Source organism: Collinsella aerofaciens (assembly GCF_005844325.1).
In the GTDB taxonomy this organism is placed as follows: domain Bacteria; phylum Actinomycetota; class Coriobacteriia; order Coriobacteriales; family Coriobacteriaceae; genus Collinsella; species Collinsella aerofaciens_G.
This window is the reverse complement of record NZ_SPFY01000002.1, coordinates 108150-124149: the sequence shown is the minus strand read 5'-3', so window position 1 is coordinate 124149 and position 16000 is coordinate 108150. Positions and strand designations below refer to the sequence as shown.

General features: G+C 63.2%; 13 protein-coding genes and 1 tRNA gene. 5 read left to right on the top strand and 9 right to left on the bottom strand.

Features of this window, described 5'->3' with window-relative positions; genetic code table 11:
• Positions 1-27: 27 nt before the first annotated feature.
• The 3 genes from FGQ61_RS01380 to FGQ61_RS01370 all read right to left on the bottom strand — a co-directional run bounded on the left by FGQ61_RS01380 (position 28) and on the right by FGQ61_RS01370 (position 3432).
• Entirely contained in the window at positions 28-423 is a 396-nt protein-coding gene (locus FGQ61_RS01380) for a helix-turn-helix domain-containing protein (RefSeq protein ID WP_089573462.1), read from the bottom strand.
• Between the two features lie 449 nt (positions 424-872).
• On the bottom strand, positions 873-2903 hold the full coding sequence (gene bilR, locus FGQ61_RS01375; protein ID WP_229025832.1) for a bilirubin reductase, long form: 2031 nt from the start codon (positions 2901-2903) through the stop codon (positions 873-875).
• A 452-nt stretch (positions 2904-3355) separates the two neighbouring features.
• Positions 3356-3432: transfer RNA gene (locus FGQ61_RS01370), tRNA-Met, on the bottom strand.
• Between the two features lie 196 nt (positions 3433-3628).
• Here FGQ61_RS01370 and FGQ61_RS01365 point away from each other — a divergent pair.
• The gene (locus FGQ61_RS01365) at positions 3629-4402 is read left to right on the top strand and encodes a type III pantothenate kinase (protein ID WP_158557001.1); all 774 of its coding nucleotides are present in this window, start codon (positions 3629-3631) and stop codon (positions 4400-4402) included.
• A gap of 20 nt (positions 4403-4422) precedes the next feature.
• On the opposite strand, the gene FGQ61_RS01360 is transcribed toward FGQ61_RS01365, so the two are convergent.
• The 3 genes from FGQ61_RS01360 to FGQ61_RS01350 form a co-directional block, all read right to left on the bottom strand.
• Positions 4423-5124 (bottom strand): hypothetical protein, encoded by a 702-nt coding sequence (locus FGQ61_RS01360; protein ID WP_138374319.1) that lies wholly within the window; start codon positions 5122-5124, stop codon positions 4423-4425.
• Positions 5125-6873 carry a dihydropteroate synthase gene (gene folP, locus FGQ61_RS01355; protein ID WP_138374318.1) on the bottom strand — a complete coding sequence of 583 codons (1749 nt, stop codon included), beginning with the start codon at positions 6871-6873 and terminating at the stop codon, positions 5125-5127.
• A gap of 95 nt (positions 6874-6968) precedes the next feature.
• The gene (locus tag FGQ61_RS01350) at positions 6969-7721 is read right to left on the bottom strand and encodes an NAD-dependent protein deacylase (RefSeq protein ID WP_138374317.1); all 753 of its coding nucleotides are present in this window, start codon (positions 7719-7721) and stop codon (positions 6969-6971) included.
• A 135-nt stretch (positions 7722-7856) separates the two neighbouring features.
• Between FGQ61_RS01350 and FGQ61_RS01345 the strand changes: the two genes are divergently transcribed.
• Complete coding sequence (locus FGQ61_RS01345) at positions 7857-8675, top strand: exodeoxyribonuclease III (protein ID WP_138374316.1); 819 nt, start codon at positions 7857-7859, stop codon at positions 8673-8675.
• Positions 8676-8825: 150 nt separating this feature from the next.
• Here the strand turns inward: FGQ61_RS01345 and FGQ61_RS01340 are convergent, their stop codons facing one another.
• Genes FGQ61_RS01340 through FGQ61_RS01330 form a run of 3 tightly spaced genes read right to left on the bottom strand, consistent with a single transcriptional unit; the run spans position 8826 to position 12074 of the window.
• Entirely contained in the window at positions 8826-9539 is a 714-nt protein-coding gene (locus FGQ61_RS01340; RefSeq protein WP_006235785.1) for a DUF6580 family putative transport protein, read from the bottom strand.
• A 4-nt stretch (positions 9540-9543) separates the two neighbouring features.
• Entirely contained in the window at positions 9544-11187 is a 1644-nt protein-coding gene (locus tag FGQ61_RS01335; protein ID WP_138374315.1) for an ABC transporter ATP-binding protein, read from the bottom strand.
• Positions 11187-12074: an energy-coupling factor transporter transmembrane component T gene (locus FGQ61_RS01330; protein ID WP_225094074.1), complete on the bottom strand. Its 888-nt coding sequence runs from the start codon at positions 12072-12074 to the stop codon at positions 11187-11189. The genes FGQ61_RS01335 and FGQ61_RS01330 overlap by 1 nt, the downstream gene beginning before the upstream one ends.
• Positions 12075-12273: 199 nt before the next feature.
• Here FGQ61_RS01330 and glmU point away from each other — a divergent pair, with 199 nt between their 5' ends.
• From glmU to pth, 3 genes are all read left to right on the top strand, one after another.
• Entirely contained in the window at positions 12274-13686 is a 1413-nt protein-coding gene (gene glmU, locus FGQ61_RS01325) for a bifunctional UDP-N-acetylglucosamine diphosphorylase/glucosamine-1-phosphate N-acetyltransferase GlmU (RefSeq protein ID WP_138374314.1), read from the top strand.
• A 192-nt stretch (positions 13687-13878) separates the two neighbouring features.
• Entirely contained in the window at positions 13879-14865 is a 987-nt protein-coding gene (locus tag FGQ61_RS01320) for a ribose-phosphate diphosphokinase (RefSeq protein ID WP_138374313.1), read from the top strand.
• Positions 14866-15108: 243 nt separating this feature from the next.
• Positions 15109-15738, top strand: a complete 630-nt coding sequence (gene pth, locus FGQ61_RS01315) for an aminoacyl-tRNA hydrolase (RefSeq protein ID WP_171021467.1) — start codon at positions 15109-15111, stop codon at positions 15736-15738.
• The last annotated feature ends 262 nt before the right edge of the window (positions 15739-16000 follow it).

The following is a 16000-nucleotide window of genomic DNA, read 5'->3' as shown; positions in this document are numbered from 1 at the left end:
GCCCCTGTGGGCGCACCATCCCGTTTGCTATTCCGCCTTTTTAACGCGCGGCTTGCGACCTCGCGGCTTATCGACCAGTGCGGACTCACCGCTCTCGCGATACTGGCGGCACCAGGCCTTAACCGAAGACTCGCTTGGAATCTTGTGTTTGATCATGGCCTCGCGAACCGTTAAGCCGTTTTCCAAGCGGTCCTTGACCACGGCGAGCTTAACTTCGTACGAATAGGTGTGATGATGCGAACCGGCGTTGAGAACGGCGTCGGCACCGCCCACGGCATACGCGCGGGCCCACTGACGAGCCGTGGCCTGGGGAATGCCAAGCTCCGCGGCGAGGGCGCGATGACCGACCCCCTCTTGGAGGATCTCGACGGCGCGCTGCCTAACCTCGGGCGCATGCGTGCGAGTCCTAGTTGCTTCCGACATACCTGCCACTTCTTAGCCTTAACCGTTAATCTGCTTTCTTACGTGCAAGTTAGATAGTAGCATTTTACTGTTTGCTCAAAGCAGTTAATTAAAATAGACGCGGCGTTATCTGGGCATTTGGCACCAAATTACGACATTTCTTTATCGATTATTTACGCTGGTAGCTGACTCGCAGCTAATCGTCATTCGCTTGTCAACAAAATTGGCATCTCTTTATGTCCTTTGATATAGAGGATATAGTTATTAACCCCTCCCCCAATAATTTTGAGTGATCTGCGAGGCAGTAGACGTCCTCACTCCTCATGGTTACCGCGCATTGCCATCCACCGGAGCAAAACAAAAAGGGCGGGACCTGCTGCGCTTGCAGGCCCCGCACCGGTTGACACCCGACGGGGCACAGCCGGGCGAGACGGATCCGTGCTACCGCCCCGCCTGGCCGCGATGTTCAACTACAGCTCGTTGGCCGCGTGATACGCCGTGCGAATGGCGCTCGCAATGTCGGCGGTGCGCTCACCCGAGCAGTCGCCCACGCAGGTCACGGGCACCGTCACGCCATCCAGGTCAAACGCGTTGGCCTTGGAGCCCACGGCCATCACCACGTAATCGCAGGCGATCTTCACCGGCTCCTCGGCGCCGTCCTCGGTGGTGCGAACAGCCTCCACGCCCTCGTCGGTAATGGCGGTCAGGCGGGTCTTCACGTGCTGCTCCACGTTGTGCTCGGCAAAGTCGCTCATGATCAGCGGCAGAATGGTCTCGGACTCGCCCGCGGCAATCTTGTCGAGCATCTCCACGATCGCCACCTCGCAGCCGTGCTGCAGCAGGTACTCGGCAGTCTCGGTGCCCACCAGGCCACCGCCAATGACGGCGACGCGGCCCGTAAGCTCCACCTTGCCGGCCAGCACGTCCCAGCTCGAGACGACCTTGTCCGAATCGGCGCCCGGAACGGGAATGACCACGTCGTGTGCGCCCACAGCCACAATCGCGGCGTCGGCGGCGTTGAGGTCCTCAGCGGTAGCGGCATGGTTGAGCTCAACCTTCACACCCAGACCGGGCAGAATCTTCTCGTAATACTCGACCGAGCGCATGATCTCGTCCTTGCGCGGGGGCGCGGCCGCCAGCACAATCTGGCCGCCCAGATGGTCGCTCGCCTCGTAGACGGTCACGTCGTAGCCGCGCTTGGCCGCCACGCGCGCGGCCTCCAGGCCGGCGATGCCGCCGCCCACCACGGCAATCTTCTTGTCGCCCTCGCCCGGCTTAATGGCGATGGTCGCCTCGTCGCCGTTCTCGGCGTTGAGCACACACGAAATGTACTTGCGGTTTTGAATCGCGTCGACGCAACCCTTGTTGCAGTTGAGGCACTCGCGGATGGGCTCACCCGTGGCGGCCTTCAGCGCAATGTCGGGGTCGCACATGAGCGAGCGGCCGTAGGCGATGATGTCGGCCGCGCCGTCTTCCAGAATCTTCTCGCCGGCCTCGACCGAGACAACACGGCCCACGGTTGCCACCGGCACGGAGACCAGGGCCTTGACGCGCTCGGCCACGGGCAGCGTCCAGTTGTAGGGCATGGCGCCCATGGGCGGAATGGTGTCGCCCATGTTGCCGGTGTGGTTGGCCTGTGCGACCTGGATCATGTCGATGCCCGCGCCCTCAAGCAGCTTGGCAAACTCGCAGGCCTCGTCGGGCTGCAGGCCGCCCTTGCCGCGCGGCGTGCCGTCGGGGTTCTCCATAATCACGGGGAGTTTGTACTCCACCATCAGCTGCGGCGCGGCTTCCTTAATGGCAGCGACGACCTCCAGCGCGTAGCGAACGCGGTTCTCGAACGAACCACCGTACTCGTCGGTGCGCTGGTTGAGGATGGCCGAGCACAGCGAACCCACCAAGCGGTCGCCGTGGACCTCGATGGCGTCGATGCCGGCCTGCTGTGCGCGAGCGGCCGAGGCAGCGATGGCCTCCTTAATCTGGGTGAGCTGCTCTACGCTCGCCTCGTTCACAAAGTGCTGCATGTCGTGATGCAGCTTGGCGTAGGCCTGGTTGCGGATCTCGTTGGACTCGGCCATCTTGGCGGCAAAGGTCTCCTCGTCGCCGGCGGCCTTGGCCTCCTGCGCGGCCTTGGCGGCAGCCATGGATCCCATGACCATGCGGCCGACACCGGGCACGTCGTACTCGGGGTGGAACAGCTGCAGCGCGACCTTGGCGCCGTGTTTGTGGACGGCGTCGGCCAGCGCCTTAAACGTGGGGATCTGGGCGTCGGTTGCCAGCTTGGGCGTGGGGCTTGCGGTCATGACGGGAGCGACGTCGCCGATGACGATGTAGCTCACGCCGCCACGGGCCAAGCGCTCGTAAAAAGCCAGGCTGCGCTCGCCGATGGAACCGTCACGCTCCTCGTAGCCGGTGGTCAGCGGCGGAAACATAATGCGGTTCTTGAGCTCAAGGGGGCCAACCGTAATGGGCTGGAGCAGCTTGGATGCAGGTGTGGTCATGGACATTCCTCTCTTGTAGGCGCGGCGGCGATGATGCCGCGTAGTTATCTAGAGGATATGGCATGGGAATACAACAGCGCAACGGAAATCGGCGAATATCAGGTGGCAGCAGGTGGATGGGGATGGGCGGGGCGGCCCGTCGGTTTATCTCAATCTGTAACAGTTACGCGGCAAAACCGGGTCTTACTGTTACAGATCGAGACAAACCAAACCCGCCTGCTAGAAAATCTCAATCTATAACAACAACTCGGCAAAATCCGTCCCTCGTGTTACAGATTTAGACAAACACGACCCAACCCACCGGTATATCTCGGTCTGTAACACCTAGCCGCCCAAATCGGGTCTAGATGTTACAGATCGAGATTTTGTTTGAGAGGCCGAGAATTGGACCGAAAACACGGTCCCGAAATAACAAAAAAGCTCGCCGGCTAGGCCGACGAGCTGCAAGTTCTTGGTCGCGGGGGCAGGATTTGAACCTACGACCTCCGGGTTATGAGCCCGGCGAGCTACCAGACTGCTCCACCCCGCAATGTCTGGGCGCCTCATGTGCGCAAGAAAGAATATTACGCGGGAGTTCGGTAAACGGCAAGGAAAATCTCGTAGAGCATAATTCCTTCATATTTAAACCCCTCAGCCCCTATCACCGTAAACGAATCGCAGCCGAGCGCCGTCGGCGGCGCGTATACAATGGTGCGCGTCCTTTTATGCCAACACCGGGAGTAGACATGCTGCTCGCTATCGATATGGGAAACACGCAGACGGCCATGGGCCTGTTTGACGGAGACGAGCTGGTGCAGTCGTGGCGCATGCCCACCGACCGCTCCTATACCGCCGACGAGATCCATGTGCGCCTGATGGGTTTCTTTAAGATGTACGGCCTTTCGCTCGATGCGGTCGACGCGATCGCCTTTGCGGGCGTGGTGCCGCAGCTCTCGCGCGAGTGGCACGCCGTGGCCGACCGCATTGCCGCGGACGCCATCGTCATCGGGCCGCAGACGGCCGCCGTAACCAAGCTGCGGGCGGCGCGCCCCCAGGCCGTTGGTGCCGACCGCATCGCCAACGCCGTCGCTGCCGAGACCTTCTATGGCGCGCCGGCGATCGTGGTGGACTTTGGCACCGCGACCAATATCGACGTCATCGATGAGGACGGTTATTACATTGGCGGAGCGATCGCGCCGGGCATTCGCATCTCCATGGACGCGCTTGCCGCCCGTGCCGCCAAGCTCGCCAGCGTGCCGCTCGAGGCGCCCGAGCACGCCATCGGCCGCGATACCGAGGAGTGCATCAAGGTCGGCGCCGTAACGGGCGCCGCCGCCATGGCTGAGGGCCTGGTCGCGCGCATGAAGCGCGAGCTGGGCCGCGAGGATGCCACCGTTATCGCCACGGGCGGCCTCGCCAGCATCGTCGCCGATTCGACCGACGCCTTCGACATAGTCGACGGCCAACTCACCATCAAAGGCATCTGCGAAATCTACCGCCGCATGCAGGAGTTAGCGTAGGCTCTGGCGAAGCCGAGACGCTACAGTCCGCGAATTCGTACAGCCTCGGGCGGAAACTCCTGCTCGCCGGCATCGGTCTTGATGGTCGCTCGGCCCCAGATGTCCAGGCCCGCAAACACACCGACCGCAAGCGGCAAACCGTTGGGCGACACCGCCGCAACTTGGCGGCCCAGCAGCGGCACCATGTCGAAGTACTCGCCCAGCACGGGAGCCAGCGGCCCCGCGGCGCCTTGCGGCGTGTTGGCAACAACCGCCCAGGCGTCCACGCGGGCCAGCATGGCGGCGGCCAGCGCCTCGACCAGCGCTTCGTCAGCCACACCCACACCGAGCTCGCTCAACGCCGAACGCTCAATATCCACCGTCACGGCACCGAACATGCCCGCAGCACCGGCACCGCCGTTCACGGCAACACGCGCGAGCGACGTCTCAAACGCAGGCGCACCGCACACGATATCGCTCGGCCACTGGATACCCACCTTACCGGCAAGGCCCAACCCCGGCGTCGAAGCCGTGCCCACGAGCGCGTCCATCATGCCCATCGCGGCCACAAACGGCAGGCCGTGGAAGGCATGCATGTTCACATCCGGACGCACGACCAGCGAAAACGTCAGCGAAGCATCGCCCGCGCTCCACGCGCACCAGCCCGCGGACACGCCCTCGCGGCCCGCGTCGCGCGCCGCGTCGAGCTCGGTGCCGGCGGCAACAGCATTCATCTCGATCATCTACATACGCCCCAATTCGCCCACGATATGACCCACGCGGTCCTCGGGCTCCTTGACCTCGACGCCGTTGTAGCGGAAGAACCGCGCCGGGTCGTGCATCAGGTCCTCGAGCGGCACCAGCACAAAGTCGCGCTCGCCAATGAGCGGATGCGGCAGGCGCAGCTTTTTGCCGCCGTGGGTCTCGCCGTCCATCCACAGCAGGTCCAGGTCGATGGTGCGCGGGCCGTTGACCTTGACCTTTTTGGAGCGGTCGCGCCCCAGCTCGACCTCGATCTTCATGAGCTCGTCGAGCAGCACCAACGGCGCCAGCTCGGTCTTAATCTCGATGACAGCGTTGGCAAACGCGTCCTGGCGCGTCTCGTAGGCCGGCTCGCTCTCGTAGATCTTGGAGGAGTTGGACACGCAGGTGAGCGGAATCTCGGCGATCATGTCGCGCGCGGCGCGGATGTTGTCGCAACGATGCCCCAGGTTGGAGCCCACGGCCACAAACGCACGGCGCGGCTGCGGCTTGGCGACGGCCCAGTAACCGTTCAGGAACTGCGCAAAACCCGCGGCGTCGTGCACGCGCACGATGTTGGCACCGGCCTGGATGGCGCCCAGGCACACGCCAAACGTGGCGGCATCGCGCGCGGCGGCCTCGGTCACGCCCGAGACAGCGCCCACAAAGCGCTTGCGCGACACGGCGCACATGAGCGGGTAGCCCAGCGACGCCATCTTGGCAGTCTCGCGCTGGATGACGATGTCCTCGTTAGCCGACTTACCAAAGCCCGGGCCAGGATCGATGCAGATGCGGTCGCGAGACACGCCGGCATGGATGAGCGTGCGGGCCTGGTCGGACAGAAAGCCCATAACGCGGCGCATGATGGGCGCCGAATCGGGCAGGGTGAAGCGGCGGAGCTGCGAGGTGGGCACGTAGGCTTCCTCGCGGCGGGCGCTGCGGCGCATCATGGCTGCCAGGTGGTCATTGGACTCCGATGCGACCTCGGTGGCTGCGGGCGCGGCCTCGGGCGCGGGCGCGACGGTCTCGGCGGCAGCAACCTGCTCGGCGGCCGGCGTCTCCTGCCCCAGCTCGGTTGCGGGCTCGGACGTGGGCTCCGGTTCGCCAAACGGCAACGAGGGCTGCACCACGCCGCCCGGAAGCTTGGCCTCAACCTTGGGCTCACCCAGCAGCTTGCCGCGACGGCGGCGAGCCGGCTTCTCGGCCTCACGCGCGGCCTCGGCAGCCGCCTCGCGCGCCTTCTCGGCAACAAACGCCGCTGCCGAGGTATCGAGCTGCACCGTTGCGTGCGTGCGGGTGGGCGCGGCGACCTCGCCGGCATGCATCACGATGACGCCGCAGGTGCTCGTCTTAACAAACTCGACCATCTTGGGATCGGTGAAGCCGGTCACGTCGTTGACGATCGAGGCGCCGCAGCGCACGGCCGCCTTGGCAACCGCCACATGACGCGTGTCGATCGAGACGATGGCGCCCTCCTTGGCCAGCGCGCGCACCACGGGCAGCACGCGGCGAGCCTCCTCGTCGGGGTTGACCGGGGTAAAGCCGGGGCGCGTGGACTCGCCGCCCACGTCGATGATGTCGGCGCCGGCGTCGAGCATCGCCAGGCCGTACTCGATGGCAGCATCCGGGTCGAAGTGCTCCCCGCCATCGCTAAACGAATCGGGCGTCACGTTGAGGACGCCCATGATGCGCGGACGGTCAAAGCTGAGCTCGTACTTTCCGCACCGCCATGTCTTGCTGTCGTTCGCCATGAACATCCTCCTAAAATGCCCACGCCGCCGAGCTTGGGGAGCTGGCGGCGGGGTCGCTTTGCACTCAGTCTTTCTATTGTATCCGCGCGCGCGGGCTAGAACGCAAACGCGGCCGCGATGTCGCAAGAAATCAGCAGGTCGGCATTTGCATCCTGATCGGTGGGAGCAAGGTTGCAAATGGCCAGCGTATCGCCGGTAAAGTAACGCGTAAGGCCCGCCGCCGGATACACCACGAGCGAGGTCCCGCCCACGATGAGGGCATCGGCCGCGGCGATGGCGGCAACGGCACCGGTCAACACATGCTCGTCGAGCGGCTCTTCGTAGAGCACCACATCGGGCTTAATGCGCCCGCCGCACGCAGGACACACGGGCACGCCCGCGGCGTCCTCGTGCTCGCGCGAGCAAATCCATTCGGCGCTGTAGACTGCGCCGCACGTCTGGCAGACATTGCGGTGGACCGAGCCATGCAGCTCGAACACGCGCTGCGAGCCGGCCATCTGATGCAGGCCGTCGATATTTTGCGTCACCACGGCATTCAGCTTGCCGGCGCGCTCCAGCTCGGCCAGCTTGGTGTGGCAGCGATTGGGCTTGGCGCCAAGCGCGATCATCTTGGTGCGGTAGAAGTCGAAGAACTCGGCCGGATGCGCCTCGTAAAAGCTATGCGACAGCATGGTCTCGGGCGGATAGGCAAACTGCTGGTGATACAGGCCGCCCACGCTGCGGAAATCGGGGATGCCACTTGCCGTGGAAACACCAGCGCCGCCAAAGAAGACCACGCGCTTGTGGGTGTCAAACAGATCCGCCAGCGCGGCGGAGGCCTGCCTGGGGTCCGATATTGCCTGCGTCATATGAGTCCTCCGTCCTTGTTAGTCGGGCAGCGTTGAGCGACGTCCCAGCATGCGGCCTTTAAGTCAGCATGCGCGGATCCCACCCCGCCCCTGTTGCGCTAATCTTAAGCCTGCCAACCCCGTCGAAAGGACACCATGCCTCAGACTTACACTTTCGCCTCGTGGAACGTCAACGGCCTGCGCGCCGTGCTCAAAAAGGACCCGAGCTTTATCCAGATCGCGCAAGAACTCGACGTCGATATCCTGGCACTGCAAGAGACCAAGTTGCAAGAAGGCCAGGTCGATATTGACCTGCCCGGCTATCACCAAACCTGGAGCTACGCCGAGCGTAAAGGCTATTCGGGCACCGCGGTCTTTAGCCGCCAGGAGCCGCTGCGCGTACTGCGCGCCGATGCGCTGCTGCCCTACGCCGGCGGAGGCGAGGCGGCCGTGCTCGTCGCCCAAGTCGCAACCGAGGGCCGCGTCTGCGCGCTCGAGTTCGACAAATTCTGGTTTGTGGATGTCTACACGCCCAACGCACAAAATGAGCTCGCGCGCATCGACGTGCGTATGGCCTGGGACGATGCCTACCGCGGCTTTTTGAACGCGCTCGAGCGCGAGACCGGCAAACCCGTCGTAACCTGCGGCGACTTTAACGTGGCGCATGAGGAGATCGACCTTAAGAACCCCAAGTCCAACCGCGGCAACGCAGGCTTTTCGGACGAGGAACGCGGCAAGTTTACCGAGCTGCTCAACGCCGGCTTTACCGATACCTGGCGCGCGGCAAACCCCGACGTCGAGGGCGTCTACAGCTGGTGGAGCTATCGCTTTAATGCCCGCAAGAACAACGCCGGCTGGCGCATCGATTACTTTCTGGTAAGCGATTCGATCGCCGCCAACGTTCGCGACACCGGCATCCGCGGCGACATCTTTGGCAGCGACCACTGCCCCGTCACCCTCACGCTAGAGCTCTAGCCCCAAGTAATTCCTCTAGGGGACAGAGGAAAACAGATCATGTGACCCCTCTCCCTCTATAAGGTGCGGTGGAATAGTTCCTGTTTGGGCAGCAAATAGCCAAAAACGAGAACCATTCCACCGCAAGCTCGTGAGGGAACGCGAAATGCCTTACAGCCCGTATTTCACGACGACACGGTTAATGCGACGGCACCAAGGCTTGTACAAGGCAGCCAAGAACACGCAGGTCGCGAGGCCGTGTGTGATATCGAACGGCACTGCCGTGGCAAGACGTGCCATGGCACCCGCCCACGTGAGCGGTTGAACAAAACCGATAATGTCGTAGGCGTTGATCACAACGCCGTACAGCAAACCCGAAGCAAAGCCGTAGGTCAGCAGCGCCGGCATACGCACGGTGCCATCGGCGCGATCAAAAGCGCCGGCATGCGCCAGCGCACCGCCAACGTATCCCACGAGCCCCCAGGCATACATCTGCCACGGCGTCCACATGCCCTGCCCAAAAAAGAAATTGCTGGTCAGCGCCGCCAACGCACCGACCATAAAACCATTGCGGCGACCAAGCGTCGCCCCCGCGATAATGGCGATGGCACTCACGGGTTTAAAGTCGGGAATGGGGCCAAACAAGATGCGCCCCGCCGCGGCCAATGCTGCCAGAACCAGCGTGGGCATAATCTGGCGCAAACCCGGACGAGACGCCTCGTAACCCGCAAAGAACAGCGCGAGCACCAGCGCCACCACAACCAGCATGGCCAATGCTGCCTGCTCAACACCCGACAGCAACGCGGCAGCCATCACCGCCGGCACCGCCAACAACAGCGGGACCTCCAGTTTTGCAAGCAAGCGCGCGACGCGATAATCCGTCATCCCATCACGCCCTATAAAACACGTTATCGGCAAAGAAGTCGGCCGGCGGCTCCATGCAGGCAATCTCGCCGTCAAACATCATGACGACGTCGTCGGCTACCTGCTCGGCAAAGTCCAAATCGTGCGTAGCCATGATGACGGTGCCGCCAGCCTTCGCATGGTCACGCAGGGCGCGGGCAATGATGCGGCGGCTGAACAGGTCTAGACCCTTGGTGGGCTCATCGAGCAATAGCAGTTCGGGGCCGATTAGCAGCAGTTTTGCCAATGCAAGCAGTTGACGCTGCCCGCCCGAAAGATCGTACGGATGGCGTCCATCCAGACCCGACAACCCCAAGCTCGCCGCACGCTCCCGCGCCAAGTTCTCGTCATATCCGCAGGTCGAGGCCCATTCCATCAGCTCATCGCGAACCGTCTCGGCAACCAGCAATGCTTTGGGATTCTGAGGCAGCAGCGCCGCCGAGGCCGCTCCGCGCACCATGCGGCCGCGCTGCAGCTTGGCGGTCTTCGCCAGCACCGAGAGCATCGTCGACTTGCCGCAGCCGTTACCGCCAACAACCGCATGCACCGCACCGGCCGAAAACGACGCATCGAGCCCACGCAACACCCAGCCGGACGCTCGATCGTAGCGAAACCAGCCTTCCGACAGGGTGGTAGCCGACCCGCCGTGCATTTTTTGGAGTATTCTGCTTCCATCCGTGCGCGAGAAGGCTTCCGAGCCGTTCTCGAGCGACGTTTGCGCCACAAATTCGGACGATTTGTCCAATTCCGAACTTTTTTTCGCGCTCGATACGTCCCCGGGCGGCTCCAGAGAACCCAAATTGTCCTCACGCCTGCTGAATACTCCGTTTTTTGCACATCGGATGGCACCCCACCCCAACATGTCATCGGAAAACAGCGATTCTCGGCGTCCCAAAGAAGACATATCCGCCACCTCGCGCACGCGACCGCCCTCAATCCGGTGCGTACACGTCGCATACTCGAGCATCGGCCGCGGCTGATGCGTCGCCACAACAACCGTGCAGCCCAGCTCGCGATTCACACGAAACAGCGCGTGCAGGAAATTCTTCTCCGCAACCGGATCAAGCTGAGACGTGGGCTCGTCGAGCAGCAGCACGCGCGGGCGCAACGCCAGAACGGCCGCCAACGACAGCAACTGTTTGCGACCACCCGAAAGCGTGTCAGTATCGCGGTGAAGCCAATCTTCCAGCCCAAAGAAATAGCTGGTCTCAGCTACGCGACGGCGCATCTCATCACGTGCTAGCCCCAAGTTTTCCAGGCCAAACGCCATCTCGTGCCACACGGTTTCGCACACGATCTGGTTCTCGGGATCCTGGAACACATAGCCCACGCGCTCCGCCGATGCCCGCACATCCATGTCGGCGACGGGCTCGCCCAGCACGCGCAGCTCGCCGGAGCGCGTACCCGCCGGCGCGATCTCGGGCTTGAGCAGCGACAGCAGCGTCGACTTGCCCGAACCGGTACCGCCAACAAGCAGTGCAAACGCACCTTGGGAAACACGCCAATCAAGCCCCTCGAGCACCGGTGCCTCGGCCCCGGGATAGGCAAAACTAAGGCCTCGCACCTCAATCGCCGGCGCGGCCGAGCCATATGCCACACCCGCCGCCGAGCTCCTATCCAACCGAGCCATCAGCCAAACCTCTTCTCATCAATCGCGTGCGACGCGCAAGGCAGCATCATCCAGGCAGCGTACACGACATAGCCCAGCCACGGCGCCGGCACCGATAGTTGCGGGTAAAACGAATACTGCATCGTCGCAGTCCACGCCACTGCCGTCGTGGCCATGCCAAACAGCGCAAGTCCAACCAGCGCGGCAACATCGCCGCGCCCCAGCCGATACCGCGCATACGTCGTTCGACGCGTCGCGGCGCCCCACCCACGGGAGCGCATGGCGTCCGCACGCTCCAGCGAATCTTCCATGCCCCAGCCCATCAACACGCTCGACGCCCGCAGGCGCGATCGCACGGGATCGGTGGGCGCGCGGCCCGGCACATCAATCGCATCCTGCACCGCCAGCACCGTACGACCGCGGCGTAAAAACTGCGGGATAAGCCTCATGCACATCGAGATCATGAGCGCAATCACCGGTGCGGCATTGCCCAGCAGCGCGAGCACCTTGTCGTATTCGAGCATCGACGCCGCGGCCTCAAACCACAGCACGCTCGCCACAAACAGCCCGCCCATGCACAGGCCGTATACCATGCTTTCCAGATACACCGCGCGCATGCCAATACGGAACAGCTCCGTCGAGCCCGAGGCGCTAAACAGCGGATTGACCAGCGCGATAATCAAAATCACCGGCAGCTGCCAGCGGAGTGCGCCCAGCGTGCGGGCAGCCCCGCGCGTCGCAAATCCATACGCCAGCCCGCCCGCAAGTGACAGCGCAATCAGCACCGGCTGCATCGAGAACATGGTGAGCCCCAGCGTCAGCACCATGTAGAGGGCCGGCACAGCCGGATGCGACATCGAGAATGCCGCGACGGGCTCGCCGCCAAACTCCTCTTGTATGTTGTCCACGGGCACCCCCGTCCCCTCGCTCAAACGACAGCTCCGCAGCACCGCCAACGCCGCACGCAAGCAGCGCAAACGCCACGCCGGCGGCACCGACATCGGCCGCCATGAGCCAATCGCTACGCGCTCAACATATGCCTGCGGTATCATATTGCGCCGTGTATCGTTTCCAAACACACGTCTCTATAACGTAACAGGAGATCACATGGACGCAACCGCAATTATCCTCGCTGCCGGCGAGGGCACCCGCATGAAGTCGAACCACTGCAAGGTTTCGCACAAGATCCTGGGTAAGCCCATGGTTCAGTGGATCGTCGACGCCACCATCAAGGCCGGCTGCAGCCGCGTCGTGGTCGTCATCGGCAGCCACGCCGACGAGATGCGCGCCCTTATCGACGGCGCCTACGCCAACAGCGCCACCAAGGTCGAGTGCGTCGAGCAGACTGAGCGCCTGGGCACCGGTCACGCCGTGAAGGTCGCGCTCGAGGCCTGCGGCATCACGCAAGGCCCCGTCGTCGTGCTCAACGGCGACTTGCCGCTCATCACCGCCGACACCGTCGCCAAGTTCGCGCAGACCGTCGCTACCGGCGAGCTCGCCTGCACCGTCATGACCATGACCCCGCCCGATCCTTTCGGCTACGGCCGCATCAAGCTGGGCGCCGATGGTCAGATCGAGCGCATCATCGAGCAGAAGGACTGCACGCCCGAGCAGGCCGCCACGCTGCTCGAGTGCAACGCCGGCTGCTACGCCTTCGACGGCGCGCAGCTCGCCGCACACATCAACGAGATCGGCAACGACAACGCGCAGTCCGAGTACTACCTGCCCGACATGCTCGAAATCCTCAAGGGTCACGGCCAGGCGGTCTCCATCTTCCACTGTGACGACTACCGCGACGGCTTGGGCGTCAACAGCCGCATCCAGCTCGCACAGCTCACCGCCATCGCGCGCGACCGCATCAACGAGCACTGGATGGCCGAGGGCGTTACCTTCATCGACCCCACGCAGGCCTGGATCGGCCCCGACGCCACCATCGGCCGCGACACCGTCGTGTGGCCGCAGACGCACCTGATCGGCCGCGTCACCGTGGGCGAAGAGTGCCAGCTCGGCCCCAACAGCCGCCTCACCGACACCACCGTCGGCAGCGGCTGCACCATCGATGAGACCATCGCCATCGAGGCCGTCATCGAGAACGGCGTCGACTGCGGCCCGCGCGCCTACCTGCGCCCGGGTACCCATATGCTCGACGGTTCCAAGGCCGGCACGCACGTGGAGATCAAGAAGTCCACGATCGGCGAGGGTTCCAAGGTGCCCCACCTGTCCTACATCGGCGACACCACCATGGGCTCCGGCGTCAACGTAGGCGCGGGCTCCATCACCTGCAACTACGACGGCGTCCACAAGCACAAGACCGTTATCGGCAAGGATGCCTTCATCGGCTCCGACACCATGATGGTCGCGCCCGCCCAAATTGGCGACGGCGCGCTCGTGGCCGCCGGCTCCGTCATCACCGAGCCGGTCCCGGCAGACGCGCTCGGACTGGGCCGCGCCCGTCAGGTAAATATTGAGGGCTGGGCCGCCGATTATCGCCGCCGTCTGCACGAGGACGACGAGGTATAACGTTTTACCAAGCATCTAAGGAGCTGTTCCCATGGGGGACGGCTCCTTTTTCTATGCTGACCTGCGTGGCCGGATGAGTGGTCGGTTCGTGTCCGTTGACGGTAAAGACGTTATCAAGACTCGATAAACCCCGCCGCGCGGTTACAATGCAACAAGGCATCTATATGGCATTCGATATAAAGGAGAAGGGTAATGCCGATTAATGATCCCGAGAAGTCGGAGAATATGCGCAAGTCCATCCGCGTGTATTCCGGTTCCTCCAACCGTCCCCTCGCTCAGAAGATTGCTGAGTACCTTGGGGTCGAGCTTTCGGGCCTTACGCTAAAGCAGTTCGCCAATGGTGAGATTTACGCCCGCTACGACGAGACCGTCCGCGGCGCCGACGTCTTCCTGATTCAGTCCGTGGCCGGCGGCAACGTTAACGACATGCTCATGGAGCTGCTCATCGCCACCGACGCTGCCAAGCGCGCATCCGCCCGCTCCATCACCGCCGTTATCACCCACTACGGCTATGCCCGCCAGGACCGCAAGGCCGGCCCGCGCGAGCCCATCACCGCCCGCCTCGTCGCCAACCTGCTCGAGCGCGCCGGCGTCAACCGCATCATCACCCTCGACCTGCACCAGGGCCAGATCCAGGGCTTCTTTGATATCCCGGTTAACCACCTGTCCGCGCTGCCGCTGTTTGGCCAGTACTACAACAACATGCACTTCGACACCGACAACCTGGTTGTCGTCTCCCCCGACGTGGGTCGTGCCAAGGCCGCCAAGAAGCTGTCCGACATGCTCGGCTGCGACCTGGCCATCGCCCACAAGGGCCGTCCGCGCCACAACGCCGCCGAGGTCATGGGCATCATCGGTGACATCAAGGGCAAGACCTGCATCATCAACGACGACATGATCGACACCGCTGGCACCCTGTGCGCCAACGTCAAGGAGCTCAAGGCTATGGGCGCTGGCGACATCTACGTCTGCGCCACCCACGGCATCTTCTCCGGTCCGGCCATCGAGCGTCTGAACGACGCCCCGATCGTCGAGTGCCTCGTCACCGACGCCATTCCCGTCGAGGTCGGCGGTAAGATCAAGACCATCTCGGTCGCCGAGGAGTTCGCTCAGGCCATCTCCGCCGTTTACCACGAGGAGCCCGTCTCCACGCTCGTCGGCGGCGACTTCGCGCTGTAGTCGCTCGACCCTCGCATCCCTCCGGAAGCCCCGGTCACGCCTGCGGGGTTATCACGCGAACGTCCTCGCCGCTTTGCGGCTGCGGGATGTTCGCTTTGATAACCCCTCCCGGCGTGTCCGGGGCTTCCTGCTGTCTAGGGGCAGCTGTTTTCTGAAATGACTTTGCTGCAACCTTTCCTCGCCTTCGGCGGGCGTGGTAGCCTTTGTCGTTGATTGAACTATTTGTGTAACGAAGGGACAAATATGGCAGCTGCACAGCCGCTTAAAATTCGCATGGTTGCCGGACTTGGCAACCCTGGCGAGGAATATGCCGAGACCCGCCACAACGCTGGCTTCAAAGCAATCGACGAGTTGGCCCGTCAGGCCGGTGTCACGTACTGGAAAAACCAGGCAGGCGCCGAGGTCGCGCTCATCAACATCAACGATCCCGAGGAAGAGGGCGGGAAGCGCCAGATTGTGCTGGTCAAGCCGCAGTCGTATATGAATACCTCGGGTGGCCCCATCTCCAAGCTCTGCCGCGAGTACAAGATCAAGGCCGAGGAGCTGCTCGTGATCCATGATGAGCTCGACATTCCCGCCGGCGACGTACGCGTTAAGGTGGGCGGCGGCCACGCCGGCCACAACGGCCTGCGCTCCATCATCGACAAGATGGGCAGCCGCGACTTTAGTCGCATCCGCACCGGCATCGGCAACCCTCCCGGCAAGATGGCCGTGGCCGACTACGTGCTCAAGCGGCTGCGCACCCGCGAGGCCGAGGACTTCCAGGACACCTGCACCCGCGCGGCCGACGCCGCGGGTCTCGCCATCGTGCACGGCGTGGTCTATGCCCGCGACCATGTCAACGGCGCCGCCTCTGCCAACGGCAAGCACTAAAACCTGCCAAAAAGGGACAGGTTTATTTTGGCGGGTTTTATCTACGGAAACGCCCCGGTGTCCGCATCGCAATAGACGCCGCACCGCCATGCATACACAACGCTCCAAAGGGGGCCGGCCTCACCGATGCGCGAGGCCGGCCCCCTTTGCCGTTTTGCCTGATAAAACCTGCCAAAATAAACCTGTCCCTAAATGGCAGGTCACTTTTCCCGCCTGCCAAAGACACACGTAAGCGACATGTCCATGAGGGTATAATTTGCAC